The organism is Marinobacter sp. SS13-12 (genome assembly GCF_030227115.1).
Taxonomy (GTDB): domain Bacteria; phylum Pseudomonadota; class Gammaproteobacteria; order Pseudomonadales; family Oleiphilaceae; genus Marinobacter.
Window position 1 is genome coordinate 80,897 of sequence record NZ_JASSUA010000003.1, and the last position, 14,721, is coordinate 95,617.

The 14,721-nt window shown below is 58.3% G+C and carries 9 protein-coding genes and 2 tRNA genes; 7 read left to right on the forward strand and 4 right to left on the reverse strand.

Features of this window, described 5'->3' with window-relative positions; translation table 11 throughout:
• Positions 1–45 precede the first annotated feature (45 nt).
• From QPL94_RS16290 to QPL94_RS16300, 3 genes are all read left to right on the forward strand, one after another.
• A tRNA-Arg gene (locus QPL94_RS16290) sits at positions 46–122 on the forward strand.
• Positions 123–149: 27 nt separating this feature from the next.
• A tRNA-Arg gene (locus tag QPL94_RS16295) sits at positions 150–226 on the forward strand.
• 360 nt (positions 227–586) lie between these two features.
• A complete protein-coding gene (locus QPL94_RS16300; protein ID WP_285358851.1) occupies positions 587–2,038 on the forward strand; it encodes an alpha/beta hydrolase in 1,452 nt (483 codons plus the stop codon).
• Positions 2,039–2,149: 111 nt separating this feature from the next.
• Here the strand turns inward: QPL94_RS16300 and QPL94_RS16305 are convergent, their stop codons facing one another.
• Together QPL94_RS16305 and QPL94_RS16310 are read right to left on the reverse strand one after the other, a co-directional pair.
• The gene (locus tag QPL94_RS16305; RefSeq protein WP_285358853.1) at positions 2,150–4,006 is read right to left on the reverse strand and encodes a methyl-accepting chemotaxis protein; all 1,857 of its coding nucleotides are present in this window, start codon (positions 4,004–4,006) and stop codon (positions 2,150–2,152) included.
• Positions 4,007–4,253: 247 nt separating this feature from the next.
• The gene (locus QPL94_RS16310; protein WP_285358856.1) at positions 4,254–4,790 is read right to left on the reverse strand and encodes a DUF2058 domain-containing protein; all 537 of its coding nucleotides are present in this window, start codon (positions 4,788–4,790) and stop codon (positions 4,254–4,256) included.
• A 103-nt stretch (positions 4,791–4,893) separates the two neighbouring features.
• Here QPL94_RS16310 and dbpA point away from each other — a divergent pair, with 103 nt between their 5' ends.
• The 4 genes from dbpA (at position 4,894) to QPL94_RS16330 (ending at position 9,916) form a co-directional block, all read left to right on the forward strand.
• Positions 4,894–6,267, forward strand: coding sequence for an ATP-dependent RNA helicase DbpA (gene dbpA, locus QPL94_RS16315; RefSeq protein ID WP_285358858.1), 1,374 nt, complete (start codon positions 4,894–4,896; stop codon positions 6,265–6,267).
• 213 nt (positions 6,268–6,480) lie between these two features.
• Entirely contained in the window at positions 6,481–6,738 is a 258-nt protein-coding gene (locus QPL94_RS16320) for an OadG family protein (RefSeq protein WP_285358860.1), read from the forward strand.
• Positions 6,739–6,780: 42 nt separating this feature from the next.
• Positions 6,781–8,580 carry a sodium-extruding oxaloacetate decarboxylase subunit alpha gene (oadA, locus tag QPL94_RS16325; RefSeq protein ID WP_285358861.1) on the forward strand — a complete coding sequence of 600 codons (1,800 nt, stop codon included), beginning with the start codon at positions 6,781–6,783 and terminating at the stop codon, positions 8,578–8,580.
• Between the two features lie 13 nt (positions 8,581–8,593).
• The gene (locus QPL94_RS16330) at positions 8,594–9,916 is read left to right on the forward strand and encodes a sodium ion-translocating decarboxylase subunit beta (RefSeq protein ID WP_137434082.1); all 1,323 of its coding nucleotides are present in this window, start codon (positions 8,594–8,596) and stop codon (positions 9,914–9,916) included.
• Positions 9,917–10,175: 259 nt separating this feature from the next.
• Here QPL94_RS16330 and QPL94_RS16335 read toward each other — a convergent pair whose 3' ends face one another.
• Complete coding sequence (locus QPL94_RS16335) at positions 10,176–13,298, reverse strand: error-prone DNA polymerase (RefSeq protein WP_285358862.1); 3,123 nt, start codon at positions 13,296–13,298, stop codon at positions 10,176–10,178.
• The gene (locus tag QPL94_RS16340) at positions 13,298–14,716 is read right to left on the reverse strand and encodes a Y-family DNA polymerase (protein WP_285358863.1); all 1,419 of its coding nucleotides are present in this window, start codon (positions 14,714–14,716) and stop codon (positions 13,298–13,300) included. Before QPL94_RS16340 ends, QPL94_RS16335 begins: the two co-directional genes overlap by 1 nt.
• Between the last annotated feature and the right edge of the window lie 5 nt (positions 14,717–14,721).

A 14,721-nucleotide genomic window follows, 5' to 3' on the forward strand; every position in this document is an offset into this window, starting at 1 on the left:
TTTTGGAGATGACAGAGAACAGTCTGAAGCGAGAATTTGTGATGTGCGGCTGTAGCTCAGCTGGATAGAGTACCTGGCTACGAACCAGGCGGTCGGAGGTTCGAATCCTCCCAGCCGCGCCACTCTCGAACAGGCTTACAAGGTTTCAAGCGGCTGTAGCTCAGCTGGATAGAGTACCTGGCTACGAACCAGGCGGTCGGAGGTTCGAATCCTCCCAGCCGCGCCATATCAAGACCAAAGCGCCTCAGTTTGTGAACCCCACAGGCTGAGGCGTTTTGCTATGTATAGCTGGGAGGATTTGAACCGAAAGAGGTTCGACCGAAACCCACGCTGTGGGTTGAGGAACGCCGGAGCACAGCGACGGCGGCCCCGAAGGGGTGAGGGCCGTAGGCCCGAATAATCCTCCCAGCCGCGCCATATCAAACGAAAGCCCCCGCCCTCGAGCGGGGGTTTTTGTTTTCTGATCCCCCTCCATTAATTGCGTCATTTACTGATTGCTCCTATGGTATTAATCGCTGGTTTTAGAAATACAGTTTCGCCACGCAGAACAAAAGTGCCATCAACAACAATAATCAGGAGCAAAGATATGATGTTGAGTAAAAACCTCTTAGCAATGGCCTGTGCCACTGCAGTAGCACTTACAGCCCCGACTGTTGGCTTCGCCATGGCATCGGATCAGGGCAAGGCCCGGGGACAGGGAATAGGCAAGGGCTTGACCGAGCAAGTACGGGAGCATGACAGCCGGGTTTTCAAGGTCCAGGAAAACGCCGATCTGGCCTTCACAGCGCTCACAGGTGCGACGGCGTACTGGGGAGTGTATGAGGGCATTCAGGGACCCGCCTCCTACACCGCCGAATTCCCGCAAAACTGGAATGGCGGTGTGATCATGTACACCCATGGTTTCCGTGGCCAGGGTCAGACAGTAACGCGTGAGGTGCCCAATCTGGCGTTCCGGAATACGGCCCTGGCTCTCGGCTATGCCTGGGCGGCATCGTCTTACTCGGCCAACTATTATGACGTGCGTGCAGCCATAGAGGATACCAACCGCCTGGCGCTGGAACTGACAGACTATCTCGAGCGCGACTGGAGTGTGGGATATAGCGACCCCGGTCAGTACCTGATTGCGGGCGTTTCAATGGGTGGTCATACGGCAGCCGCCGCCGTTGAGCGCGAAACGCTGGAAACGGCGCGTTATCCGGTTGCTTACGAGGGGGCCCTGCCGTTGTGCCAGGCGGAACAGAACCAGTTCCAGTGGCTCGGCGATTACCCCCGCGTCGTCAGGGAGCTTGGCGGGTTTGGTCACAGGCCTTATGAGGACTTCCAGCAGTACGTTGGTGAGGCGCTGTTCAACCTGTTCGAGTTCGATGGGGGTGCACCTACCTTCGTGCCAAAGAATGAGGCTGGCCAACGCCTGAAAGACATTGCGAAGAATCTGACCGGCGGAGACCGGCCGATATTCGACGAAGGCTTCCAGAACCCGACATGGCACGGCGCGGTTCTGGGTACTGGTGGGCGAGACGGGACGGTAACCGGCATTCTGGCCAACGATATTTACGACAATACCGACCGTATTTATCGCTGGACAGACGGTCAGCGCTTTGCGGGTCAGGAACGGGCATTTACTGCGAAGGTTGGACGCTTCCATGCGGATAAGGGTGTCAACCCTGTTCGTGACGACGGCGTCCGCTGGCTACCTCTGGTTCAGGGTGACTTCGATGTCCCGGTACTGACCATGCACACGCTGGGTGATTTTTTCGTACCATTCGTGCATCAGCAGCTCTATCGTGAAGCGGCCGAGACCCATGGCAGTGAGGATATGCTGGTGCAGCGGGCGATCCGTGATCCGAACCACTGCGGCTTCTCGGGCACCGAGTTCTCTACAGCGCTCGTGGACCTGGTGACCTGGGTGAATTCCGGTATCAAGCCCGGTGGCGACGAGGTTCTGGACCCGGAAGAAGTGGCCGATGAGCAGTATGGCTGTGCCTACACCAATGATGAGCTGTCCAGCGGGCGTGATAATCTCCCGCAGTGCGAATAAACGGACAGTCACCAGGGTGAGGTGAAGGGCTGTAGGCCCGCCTAATCCTCCCGGCCGCGCCATATCAAACACAGATCCCCGCCCTTGAGCGGGGTTTTTTGTTTTCAGGCCTCACAACCTGAAGCGGGAGACGAGGCTCTGAAGCTCACTACCAAGCCTGGCCAGCTCTTTGCTTGAGCTGGCCGTCTGATTGGAAGAGGTTGCGGACTGGTCAGTAACGTCCCGGATACGGGTGATATTCTGGCTGATTTCTTCGGCGACCGAGGTCTGTTGCTCCGCCGCGGTGGCAATCTGATTGTTGTACTGCTTGCTGTCTTCAACGGCCCTGGCAATACGCTCTATGGTTTTACCGGTTGCTGTGGCGCGTTCCAGTGTATTAGAGGCCATGGTAGTGCTTGAGCCCATTGCGGATACTGAATTGCCCGCGCTGTGCTGCAGGGCGGTAACCAGGGTTTCGATTTCCTGGGCGGATGTCTGGGTGCGCTGAGCCAGGGAGCGGACTTCATCGGCAACCACTGCGAAACCCCGGCCCTGCTCACCGGCTCTGGCGGCTTCAATGGCTGCGTTCAATGCCAGCAGGTTGGTTTGCTCGGCAACGGACTTGATGACGTCCAGGACCGTTCCGATGTTTGCTGTTTCCTTTTGCAGTCCCTCGATCGTTTCCATGCTCTGGCTGACTTCTCTGGCGAGACTGTTGACCTGGTCGACAGTTTCCCTTACCTCGCGTTCACCATCGGTGGCCTGGCTCGCTGCGTCGGTTGCAACTTCAAGAGCCTGCTCAGCGCTTTTTGCAATTTCGGCAACGGTCGCGGTCATTTCGTTCATGGCAGTCGCGACTTGATCCGTTTCCTGTTTCTGGCGATTGATTCCATCACTGGACTGGCTGGTGACGGTTGAAAGCTCTTCTGCCGAAGCCGCGATGTTGGACGCGCCGGCCTCTATGCTCCTGACCAGTTCCCGCAGACTCGTGACCATAGTAGCGAGGGCTGCCATCAGGCGACCGATTTCATTGGTTCCGGTAGCTTTTATATCGACGGTCAGATTGCCGGACGCAACTTCTGAGGCTGCTGCAACGGCCTGATTGATGGGGGCGACGATGGCGCGGGTAATCATATAGGCCATCAATATGCCAAGGGCCAGAGCGATACCGGTGGCACCGATGATCAGTCCGGATGCCTGCTGACGCTCGGCTTCCATTTTTTCTGACTGACGTGTTCGCAGCCGGTCTGCCGATGCGATCGCACTTCTGGCAGTACTTACCATTTCCTCCGATAGGCGGTTCCCGGACTCGGTCAGTGTCACTACCGTCTGGAAACTGTTGACGTAAGTGGTCCGTGCCTGGTTGATCCCGGCCTTTTCTTCATCACTGATGCTGGCGGATTTCAGTGGGGCCTGTATTCTTTTTGCGTCGTCAAGGTAGGCCTTGACGCTGGCTTCGTCGCTCTCGATGAGAAACTTTCGCTCTGACCGACGCATGTCTTCAAACATTGCTGAAGCAAAAAACAGGGAGCTATGAGCCTTCAGGGAAGAACCGAAGATGCGTGCGGCGGTCTCCAGGCGTCCCAGAGCCTCTTCCCGTTCACTGATGTTTGCCTCGACGTCTCCCATTAATCGCTGATACTGCTTCACGTCGGACTGGATGCGCTCCAGGATGTCGAGGTCCTCGGTCATGCCCAGTAGCGGTTTGATGTCATTGGTCAATTCGAGAACACGGTCACCCTGGGCCTGGGTTTTCGTGACAGCCTCAGTTTCGCCTGTCAGAAGAAAGTTCTTTTCCTCTACGCGTGCTTCTGTAAGACCGGTATTCACCTGCCCGAGCATCGCTACGATATTTGACCTCTGGCTGAAGCTGTCCAGAGCCTGATCACCAACGACCCCCACCAAAATGGTCAGTAACAGTAAGATGGTAAAACCGCCGGCCAATCTGGCGCGGATGGTCATGTTGGTGAACAGTTCTGGAAAGTGCATTGTTAGTATTCTCTGGAGGATAGGGTTGACCGACCCCACCTTTTGATCCATGCGCTCGAGTCAAAGGCCGCGATGCGTTCCTGATACGCAGTGAAGACCAAAGGTGGATGTTATTTGATATATATTAAGTCGGTTTACGGCCCTATATTCCAGAACTTTACAGTTACAGATGATTACTGCGTGTTTTTGACCTGATACGGAATTGCGAGGCGCAGGGAAAGAACGCTATCAGAATGAGGTTGATTGTTTACCACATCAGATCATCCGGGATCTCATAGCCCGCATAGGGGTCATCGTCGCCGGCGTCGTCTTTCTTGCGGTCATGAAGCACGACTACGGCACGCTCATCCCGCTCCATGATTTTCCGCGCCACCCCTTCCGCGACAATCTCATAGGCATCGTTCACAAACACGATGGCCAGCCGGCCCCGTGACAGCTGGTCAACCATGGTGTCGTCCACAAAGATCTTCTTGATCTTCTTGTCGTGTACGAACTGGTAGGAAGTTTCCCCCCTGGACCGGTCGAGACGGTTGGTTTCCACCAGTTGCCGGATCTGGGCCTGGATGGCCTTTTTTTCGGCTTCTTTCTGGCGCTGGAGGTTCAGTTGCCGGTCCCGCTCCGCCTTTTCTTCCCTTGCCTGGCGGGCGCGGATCTCGGCTTCATTGACCTCAACGGACCCCTTGGGTTGCTGCTTGCGCTTCTTGTGTTTCTCATTGCGGATGGCCTTGGCCTTTTTCTCATCGGCCAGGCCGGCTTTCAACAGCTGATCCTGTAGTGATGGCATTCAATGCTCCGTGACGGTTTGCTATTTCTGATAAACTGCATCCAGTATACGCCCGGAACGCTCCCGGTCGAACCCACCCTCTATCGCTATTCCAGGAATTTTTATGCCGTCATTCAGTGAGCTGGGTCTTTCCCGACCAATGCTCGAAAATCTGTCGAGACTAGGTTTTGAGAGCCCGACCCCCATTCAGATCGGCGCCTTGCCTCCTGCGCTTAAGGGCAACGACCTGATTGCCATGGCTCAGACCGGCAGTGGCAAGACGGCTGCTTTCGGGATTCCGCTGGTGGAGAAGCTGAACCCACGCAGGTTTGTGGTTCAGGGGCTGGTCCTTTGCCCGACGCGGGAGTTGGCAGATCAGGTAGCCAAATCCCTCCGGGAGCTGGCGGTGGCGCGGGATAACGTGAAAATCCTCTCCTTGTGCGGCGGTGTTTCCATTGGGCCTCAGATTGGCTCACTCAGCCATGGCGCCCATATTGTGGTGGGGACTCCAGGGCGGATTCAGGATCATCTGCGCAAGGGCACGTTAAAGCTGGACCGGCTTGAGACCCTGGTTCTGGATGAAGCCGACCGGATGCTGGACATGGGCTTCCAGGAGGCAGTAGAAGACATCATTGGTCAGGCTCCGGCGAAAAGACAGACGCTGATGTTCTCTGCCACCTGGCCCGAAAACATCCGCAAGCTCAGCGAGCAGTATCAGAACAACCCGGTGGATGTGCGAATCGACAGCCAGGCTCTTGAATCCGACATTACCGAGCGCTTCTATGAGATTGCGCCGGGGCAGCAGGTTCAGGCGCTGGCGGCGTTACTGTCGCTGCATCAGCCCGCCTCCTGTATTGCCTTCTGCACCCGCAAGCAGCAGTGCGATGAAGTGGCCAGTGAACTGAATGGCCTGGGGTTTGCGGCCCTGCCGTTGCACGGAGACCTGGAGCAGCGGGACCGTGACAGTGTGCTCGTGCGCTTTGGCAACCAGAGCTGTTCTGTACTGGTTGCAACCGATGTTGCTGCCCGTGGCCTTGATATCAAGTCTCTGCCGTTGGTGGTCAATGTGGAGCCCGCCAGGGATCCGGAAGTGCACACCCACAGGGTTGGACGCACGGGGCGCGCGGGAGAGCAGGGGCTGGCCGTGACATTCTGCACCCCGTCGCAGGCGCACAAGATCAACCGGCTGGAGGCCGGGCGCCAACAGCCGGTGGAGTGGGGGAGCACGGCAGACCTGTTGGCCACGCCTTTGAGGCCATCCGCTCCCGCAATGAAAACCCTTTGCATCGCAGGTGGTCGAAAAGACAAGGTCAGGCCGGGGGATGTCCTGGGTGCGCTTACCGGTGAGGCCGGGCTTCCGGGCAAGGTGGTAGGGAAGATAGACCTCTTTGATTTTCAGTGTTTTGTTGCCGTGGAGAAGGAATCAGCGGCAATGGCCCTGAAACGACTGGAGCAAGGTCGCATAAAGGGCCGGAAAATGCGTGTACGCTATGTATGAATGAGAATCGATTTTACCTGCCCGAAACCCGTCAGTATGGGCCTGGATGCTCGGAAACCACCTATTGAAACCTGCAATTAGGTTGCTCAGCGGGTCGGAAAACGGTAAATTACGCGGGATTTTGCCCCCCGAATTGCCCGGTCTGCGGATGCTCTTCGCAGATTGGCAGGCAGCTCGGGAAAATCAACAACTCGATACAGGTAGCTATTCGTTATGAATGAGCTGATGTCACAAGCCATTGATCTGATGGTCGCAGGCATGGGGTTTGTCTTCGCATTCCTGATCATATTGGTGTTTGCAACCCTGCTCATGTCAAAACTGGTGCTTCGGTATGGTCCAGCTGAGCCTGAACCTGCCGCTCCGGCCCGCAAATCACGTGCAAAGCCCTCAGCGCCGTCGCCAGTTGATCCTGACACCGCTGAAGCGATTAAGAAAGCGATTGCACAATACCGGTCGCGCCACAAGAAGTGACCGGGCAGACAGATTAGAACCTTTAAACAGAAGGCTGACACGATGACTGACACAAAGAAACCGCTGGGGATTACGGACGTTATTCTGCGTGACGCCCACCAGTCCCTGCTGGCCACCCGCATGCGGCTTGACGATATGCTGCCCATTGCCGAGAAGCTGGACAAAGTAGGCTTCTGGTCGCTGGAATCCTGGGGTGGAGCTACCTTTGACTCCTGCATTCGCTATCTGGGCGAAGACCCGTGGGAGCGTATTCGTGAGCTGAAAAAAGCCATGCCCAATACCCAACAGCAGATGCTGCTGCGTGGCCAGAACCTCCTGGGCTATCGTCATTACGCGGATGATGTGGTAGACCGTTTCTGTGAGCGTGCCGCCGAAAATGGCGTAGATGTGTTCCGTATTTTCGATGCGATGAACGATCCCCGTAACCTGGATCGCGCCATCAAGGCCGTTCGCAAGACCGGCAAGCATGCCCAGGGCACGATTGCCTATACCACCAGCCCGGTGCACACCATCGAGATGTGGGTAGAGCTGGCGAAGGAAGTTGCGGACATGGGTGCGGACTCCATCGCCATCAAGGACATGGCCGGTATTCTGAAGCCTTATGTAGCTTTCGATCTGGTCAGCCGTCTGAAGAAAGAACTGGACATTCCGATTCACATGCAGTGCCACGCCACGACCGGCATGTCTACCGCAACCGCTATCAAGGCAGCGGAGGCCGGTATCGATAACGTGGATACGGCCATCTCCTCAATGAGTATGACCTATGGTCACTCGCCCACCGAGGCGGTGGTTGCGATTCTGGAAGGGACCGATCGTGACACAGGCCTCGATCTGAACCTGCTTGAAGAGATTGCCAGTTACTTCCGTGAGGTCCGTAAGAAGTACGCCAGGTTTGAAGGCAGTCTCAGGGGTACTGACTCCCGCATCCTGATTGCCCAGGTTCCGGGTGGCATGCTGACCAACATGGAAAACCAGCTGAAAGAGCAGAACGCGGCCGACAAGTTCGACCAGGTTCTGGACGAGATTCCCAAGGTTCGCGAAGACCTGGGTTTCATCCCGCTGGTTACGCCGACTTCCCAGATTGTGGGCACCCAGGCGGTACTGAACGTGCTGACCGGCGAGCGTTACAAGTCCATCTCCAAGGAAACCTCCGCCATTCTCAAGGGCGAGTATGGTGCTGCACCGGCGCCAATGAACAAGGAATTGCAGGAGCGTGTACTGGACGGAAAAGAGCCCGTTACCTGCCGTCCAGCCGATCTGATCGAGCCGGAAATGGAGAAGCTGACCAAAGAGCTCCGGGACACCGCAAAAGAGAAGGGCATCAAGCTGGCCGAGCAGGAAGTGGACGACGTCCTCACTTATGCCCTGTTCCCCCAGATTGGTCTCAAGTTCCTTGAAAATCGTGGTAATCCGGATGCATTCGAGCCGGTACCAACCAAAGAAGACGCAGCCGCAGCATCGGCTCCGGCCAAGAAAGGTGCTGCGGAAACCTATACCGTGGAGGTTAACGGCAAGGAGTATGTGGTTGCCGTCAACGAGGGAGGTGAGATCAGCCAGATCGAAGGCAAGGACGGTTCAGGTGCATCGGCGCCTGCCGCTTCCTCGTCTGCGCCAGCTCCTGCTGGCGATGGCGAGCCGGTTCCGGCGCCCTTGGGTGGCAACATCTTCAAGGTACTGGTTTCTCCCGGTGACGCCGTTGAAGAAGGCGATGTGCTGATTATCCTCGAAGCCATGAAAATGGAAACCGAGGTGCGCGCACCCAAGGCCGGTACCATCGGCGAAGTCTTCATCAAGGTCGGTGATGCCGTCTCCGTTGATGATGAAATGCTGACAATCGCATAAGGGCCAGCATTCCATGGATAAATTAATGACGTTGTGGACGGGCAGTGGCCTGTTCAACATAGAAATTGGCCAGGTGGTGATGATCGTCATCGGCCTGCTGCTTCTGTACCTTGCGATCCGCAAGAAGTTTGAGCCATTGTTGCTGGTACCGATTGGTTTCGGTGGCATTCTGGCGAATATTCCGGAGGCAGGGCTTGCCCTGTCTGCGGCGGAGAATGCCCTGCATTTTGCCAAGCCGGAAGTTCTGGCGGCTTTGGCCAGCACACTGGACGTTGGTTACCAGGCGGGGCAGGTCGTGACCCCTGAGGTAAAGGAGGCGTTTAAACTCGCCTTCAAGGATGCGGGCTATTCCACCGTTAGCGCGGCTAATGCCATTGCATCTGACTACGGCTATGGCAATGGCATGCTCTACAACTTCTACACCATTGTTATTGGTAGCACCGTTGGGCCGCTGCTGATTTTCATGGGTGTAGGTGCAATGACGGACTTTGGCCCGCTGCTGGCAAACCCGAAGACATTGCTGCTGGGCGCCGCTGCCCAGTTCGGTATCTTTGGCACAGTGCTGGGTGCGGCGTTGCTGGACTGGCTGGGCATTCTTGATTTCACCATCCTGGAAGCTGCTGCCATCGGTATTATCGGTGGTGCGGATGGCCCCACGTCTATCTATGTGTCCAGCGTACTGGCACCCCACCTGATTGGTGCCATTGCGGTTTCAGCCTACGCTTACATGGCGCTGGTTCCGATGATTCAGCCGCCGATCATGAAGGCGCTGACAACGCAAAAAGAGCGGGCCATCAAGATGTCCCAGCTGCGCCCGGTGACGAAGAAAGAGAAAATCGTCTTCCCGATCGTGGTGCTGGTTGCGGTTGCACTGTTCCTGCCGGATGCCGCTCCGCTGCTGGGTATGTTCTGCTTTGGTAACCTGATGCGTGAGTGTGGCGTGGTTGAGCGTCTGAGCGACACTGCTCAGAACGCACTCATCAATATCGTGACCATTTTCCTGGGGCTGTCGGTGGGCTCCAAGCTGATGGCAGACAAGTTCCTGGATGGTCAGACTCTGGGCATCCTGGGGCTGGGTATTGTGGCCTTCGGTGTTGGTACGGCGTGTGGTGTTCTGATGGCGAAGCTGATGAATGCCTTCGTCAAAGAGCCCATCAACCCGCTGATCGGTTCTGCCGGTGTATCCGCGGTGCCAATGGCAGCACGGGTGTCCAACAAGGTTGGTCTTGAGGCCAATCCGCATAACTTCCTGCTGATGCACGCCATGGGCCCGAACGTGGCCGGCGTTATCGGCTCTGCGGTAGCTGCGGGTGTAATGATCAAGCTTCTGGGCTGATCGTTTTACTGTAGTGAATAAGGAGACCCCGCTTCGTGCGGGGTTTTCTTGTTTTGGCAGTCTGTGACTTTGGGTGGTGGCACCATTGCGGAGGCCCTTTCCAGGAAACGCTACGAGCACATCCATGTGCGCTTGACTCCGGCCGTCCATGGCCGGAGACATTCCTGGAAAGGGCCTCCGCAATGGCGCTTCGCACCCCACAGTTACCGCTTAATACTCCCCCGTAGGTCGGATTAGCCAAAGGCGTAATCCGACAAAATCAATGAAAATCCCGCGAACTAACCGGCAACGCCTCAATCAAATGACTCAAATCCGACAACCGTCCCGCCATCACATGCACAATATCCCCCTCCCTCTCCAGCACACCCTTCACATGTAACAACCGCGCCGTGATCAACGGCTTACGCTGTCGCCGGGCTGTTTCCAGCCATACCACCACATTCACATTACCGGTTTCATCTTCCAGGGTAACGAAGGTAACTCCGGAGGCAGAGCCGGGGCGTTGGCGGCCGGTGACCAGGCCGGCAACCTGGACAGGACGACCCGGCTGGATGGCCTTGAGCTGTTCAGCACTGAGGCAGAACTTCAGGTGGCCCTGTTCACGGAGCAGGGCCAGGGGATGGCGTTGCAGGGTAAGGCCCTGGCTGGCGTAGTCGGCGAGCACGTTCTGGCCTTCCGTGGGTTCGGGCAGGTGTACGCAGGTGTTGTCCGGCAGGTATTCCGCACTTGTTTCAGCGGCAAAGAGTTCAGCGGGTTGTTCATGGCCGAGGAGTTGCCAGTAGGCCTGGTGGCGGTTGGCGGTGAAGTCGGGCATGGCGTTGGCGCCGGCCAGGAGTTCCATGTCCCGCTGGTTCAGGCCGGCGAGTCGGCGGAGCTCGCTGGAGGTTCGGTAACCCTGTTGTGGGCGATGCTGACAAAGTCTTTCGCCACCGCTGCTGGACAGGCCCTGAATCAGCCTCAGGCCCAGGCGTAGTTGGCGGCCGGGCTCCTCTAGGGTGTGGTCCCACTGGCTGTGATTCACATTCGGTGGCAGCACGGTGACGTTATGGCGGCGGGCGTCCTGAACCAGCTGGGAAGGAGAGTAGAATCCCATGGGCTGGCTGTTGAGCAGGGCGCAGTAGAAAGCCGCCGGATGGTGACACTTGATCCATGAGGATACATACACCAGCAGCGCAAAGCTGGCGGCGTGGGATTCCGGGAAGCCGTAGCCGCCAAAGCCGCAGATCTGCAGGTACAGCCGCTCGGCAAAATCGGCATCATGGCCTCTTTCCAGCATGCCGTTGACGAGTTTTTCCCGAAAGGGGGTCAGGTCTCCGTGGGATTTCCAGGCCGCCATGGCGCGGCGGAGCTGGTCGGCTTCGCCGGCGGAGAAGCCGGCGGCCACCATGGCCAGCTTGATCACCTGTTCCTGAAAGATGGGAACGCCCAGGGTGCGCTCAAGAACCTTCCGCACGGCATCGTTGGGGTAGTCGACCGGTTCCAGGCCGTGCTTGCGTCGCAGGTAGGGGTGCACCATATCGCCCTGTATGGGGCCGGGGCGGACGATGGCAACCTCGATCACCAGGTCGTAATAGGTGCTCGGTTTCAGGCGCGGCAGCATGTTGATCTGGGCGCGGGATTCCACCTGGAAGACGCCGATGCTGTCGCCTTTCTGGAGCATGGCGTAGGTGGCCGGGTCTTCCTCGGGAACGTCCTGCATGGTGAAGGCTGTGCCTTTTTCCTCGCTAATAAGCTCCAGGGCCTTACGGATGGCGGTCAGCATGCCCAGAGCAAGCACATCTACTTTCATCAGGCCCAGGCTTTCCAGGTCGTCCTTGTCCCACTGGATCACGGTGCGGTCGGCCATGGCGGCGTTTTCTACCGGCACCAGCTCGGCAAGCGGCCCGGCGCTGATAACAAAACCGCCTACATGCTGGGACAGATGGCGTGGAAAGCCGAGCAGGGTATTGACCAGGGTAAAGAACTGGTCAGCCACTTTCGGGTTGCGGGTGAGGTGTTTGTCCAGAATCTGCTGGCGCCAGCTGCTGGCCTTGTCCCGCCAGTCGATGCCTTCCAGTAACTGTTCCACCATGGCCGGATCAAAACCCAGGGCCTTGCCTACATCACGAATGGCACTGCGTGGTCGGTAACGGATCACGGTGGCAGCCAGGGCCGCCCGTTCGCGACTGTAGCGCTGGTAGATGTACTGGATGACTTCTTCCCGCCGCTCATGCTCGAAGTCCACGTCGATGTCGGGCGGCTCGTTCCGGTCTTTGGAAATGAAACGCTCGAACAGTAACTCCACCCGTGCCGGATTCACCTCGGTGATGCCCAGGCAATAACACACGGCAGAATTGGCCGCGGAGCCCCGGCCCTGGCAGAGGATGCCCTGGCTACGGGCAAAGGCGACGATGTCGTGGATGGTGAGGAAGTAGTGCTCGTACTTCATCTCCGAGATCAGTGCCAGCTCTTTGCGGATCAGCCCCTGAACGCTCAACGGTGTGCCTTCCGGGTATCGGCGGCGTTCGCCCTCGCGGGTCAGCCGTTTCAGGTAGGCCGCCGGCGATTCACCGTCCGGCACCAGGTCTGGGGGGTATTCGTAACGCAGGCTGCCAGGCTCGAAGGTGCACTGCTGGGCAATCACCAGGGTTTCCCGGAGCCAGGCATCCGGAAACAGGCGCTGCAGAACCGGCAATGGCCGCAGGTAGCGCTCCCCGTTCTGGAACAGGCAGTGGCCGGCGTTTTCCAGGCTGGTGTGATTGCGCAGGGCGGTGAGTACATCCTGCAGTGGCTGGCGATCCCGGCTGTGCATGTGTACCTCGCCGGTGGCGGCCACCGGGCAGCGCAGGTGGTCGGCCAGCCAGCGTACTCGGGCCAGTTGCAACTCCTCTCCAGGTTCAAGAGTGCGGGCGGCGGCTACCCACAGGCCCGGGTCAAACAGGCGTTGCAACCATTCACCGCAGGCCAGGGTCTGGTCCGCGTCCGCCTCGATGGGTGAGGGGGGCAGCCACAAACACAGGCAGTCATCCAGGGTGTGAGTTTCAATGTCCCGGAAAAACAGCTGGTACTGGCCTTTTTCAGCCCGTCGTCGCCCGGTGGTGATCAGCTGGCAAAGCTGACCATAACCCTTGCGGGTACGGGCCAGGAGAATGAAGCGGGGAACCGCGGCACCGGGTGGGGCGTCGTCCAGCTCAAACCAGCTGCCGGTAATCAATTTTACCGGGCTTCCCTTCAGCGCGGCCCAGGCTCGTGGAATACCGGCTACCGAACAGGCGTCGGTGATTGCCAGCGCGGAATAGCCCATCTCCAAGGCTCGCTCCGCAAGCTCCTGAGGGTGTGAAGCCCCGGTCAGAAAGGTGAAATTGCTGAAGCAGAACAGCTCTGCGTAAGTAAACTCGCTCATCAGCCAAACCATCCGTGTACAAACCAGCCATCCCGCACATCCCGGAATACCCAGGCAAGTTGGCCGCTGGCCAGTTGTGCAATGTAATAATCCCTGTGTACCTGCTGGCCATCCCACCAGCCACCGCTGATGCGTTCCGGCCCTGAGAACCATAGGAGCGGAGCCTCGGTAAGCGGTTGCGGGCCCTTAAGCAGCCACAACGGGCGGCGGGGCAACTGGGTGTAATCCGGCAACCGGGTGTTACGCCCGCGCAGCACTTCAGAGGCTGACCAGGCCCGCTCCGGCCGGTGGTCCGCTTGTGGGGATAACTGTCGCAGGGCGTTGTCACCAAGCCGCGCCTGCAGACGGCTGATCAGGGTGTGCCAGGCTTCATTCAGGTCCTGTGTTTCACCAAGAAGGTCCTGGCCAGTAGCCGCTTCCCGCCCCAGAAATCGTTTGACCGACAGCACCAGCGAGATCACCGGCGCTCTCAGCGGATGCTGCTCGAACCGCAAGCGAACCAGGTTCAGGAAGGCCTCGGCCCGGTGTTCAGGGCCTGAAGTGCGAATCCGCAGGCGGGTAGGTTCCTGGTGCCGATGCCGCAGGATCAGTAACAGGCTGTCGGTATCCTGCTGGCGCCAGCACAGGTCTTCCTCCAGTTCAGAGAGGATGCGCTGTAGCGGAAACAGCAGACCCTGGGACTGTTCAATTTCCTGCACAAAGTCTGCCTGCTGGCGAAAATGGTGGGGTGGCTGCCAGGGTGTTCTGGGATCCGCCCGGTTGCCCTGGATTTTCTGCACATGGGCCAGGGTTTCTGGCGACAAACGGCGGGCCAGCTCATTGGGTGGTAAGGCAAGGACTTCGCCCAGGGTGTTCAGACCAATCCGTTGCAGCCGGGTACGGGTTTTATCATCAAACTCCGCAGCCAACAGGGACATCTGCCCCAGCGCTCGCAGAATATGGCCCTTGTCTGCGGTGCATTCACCTTTGCCCGTGCGGGCAATCAGCCGGGCTGCCAATGGCGTATGACCGATGGCAACCCAGGCATTCAGCTGGCGTTCGTTCAGCCCCTGTTCCACGGTTTGCCAGACGGCTGCCAGCCCGCCATAAAGCCGCTGCAGGCTGCCCACTTCTGCCAGCAGGCCATCGGGTGGCACCAGTACGATATGGGCCGCATAGCGGTACAGCCAGCGGGCCTGGTCCTCCAGTATCCGGGCTTCCTGCTGGTGGTCTGCCCTGACCATGCCCAGCTCCGGCACCAGGCTGATGGCGGTTTTCAGACGCATACCAGCCTGCACACCCTGCGCCCGCGCTTCCGGACAGGCCTGGATGACCTTCTGGCCGGAACCTTCCACAACGGCCAGCGCCCCCTGGTTTTCACGGGAACGGCGAATATGGTCCAGCAACAGATGAGGGAAGTGCAGGTAGAGCCAGAGCATGATGC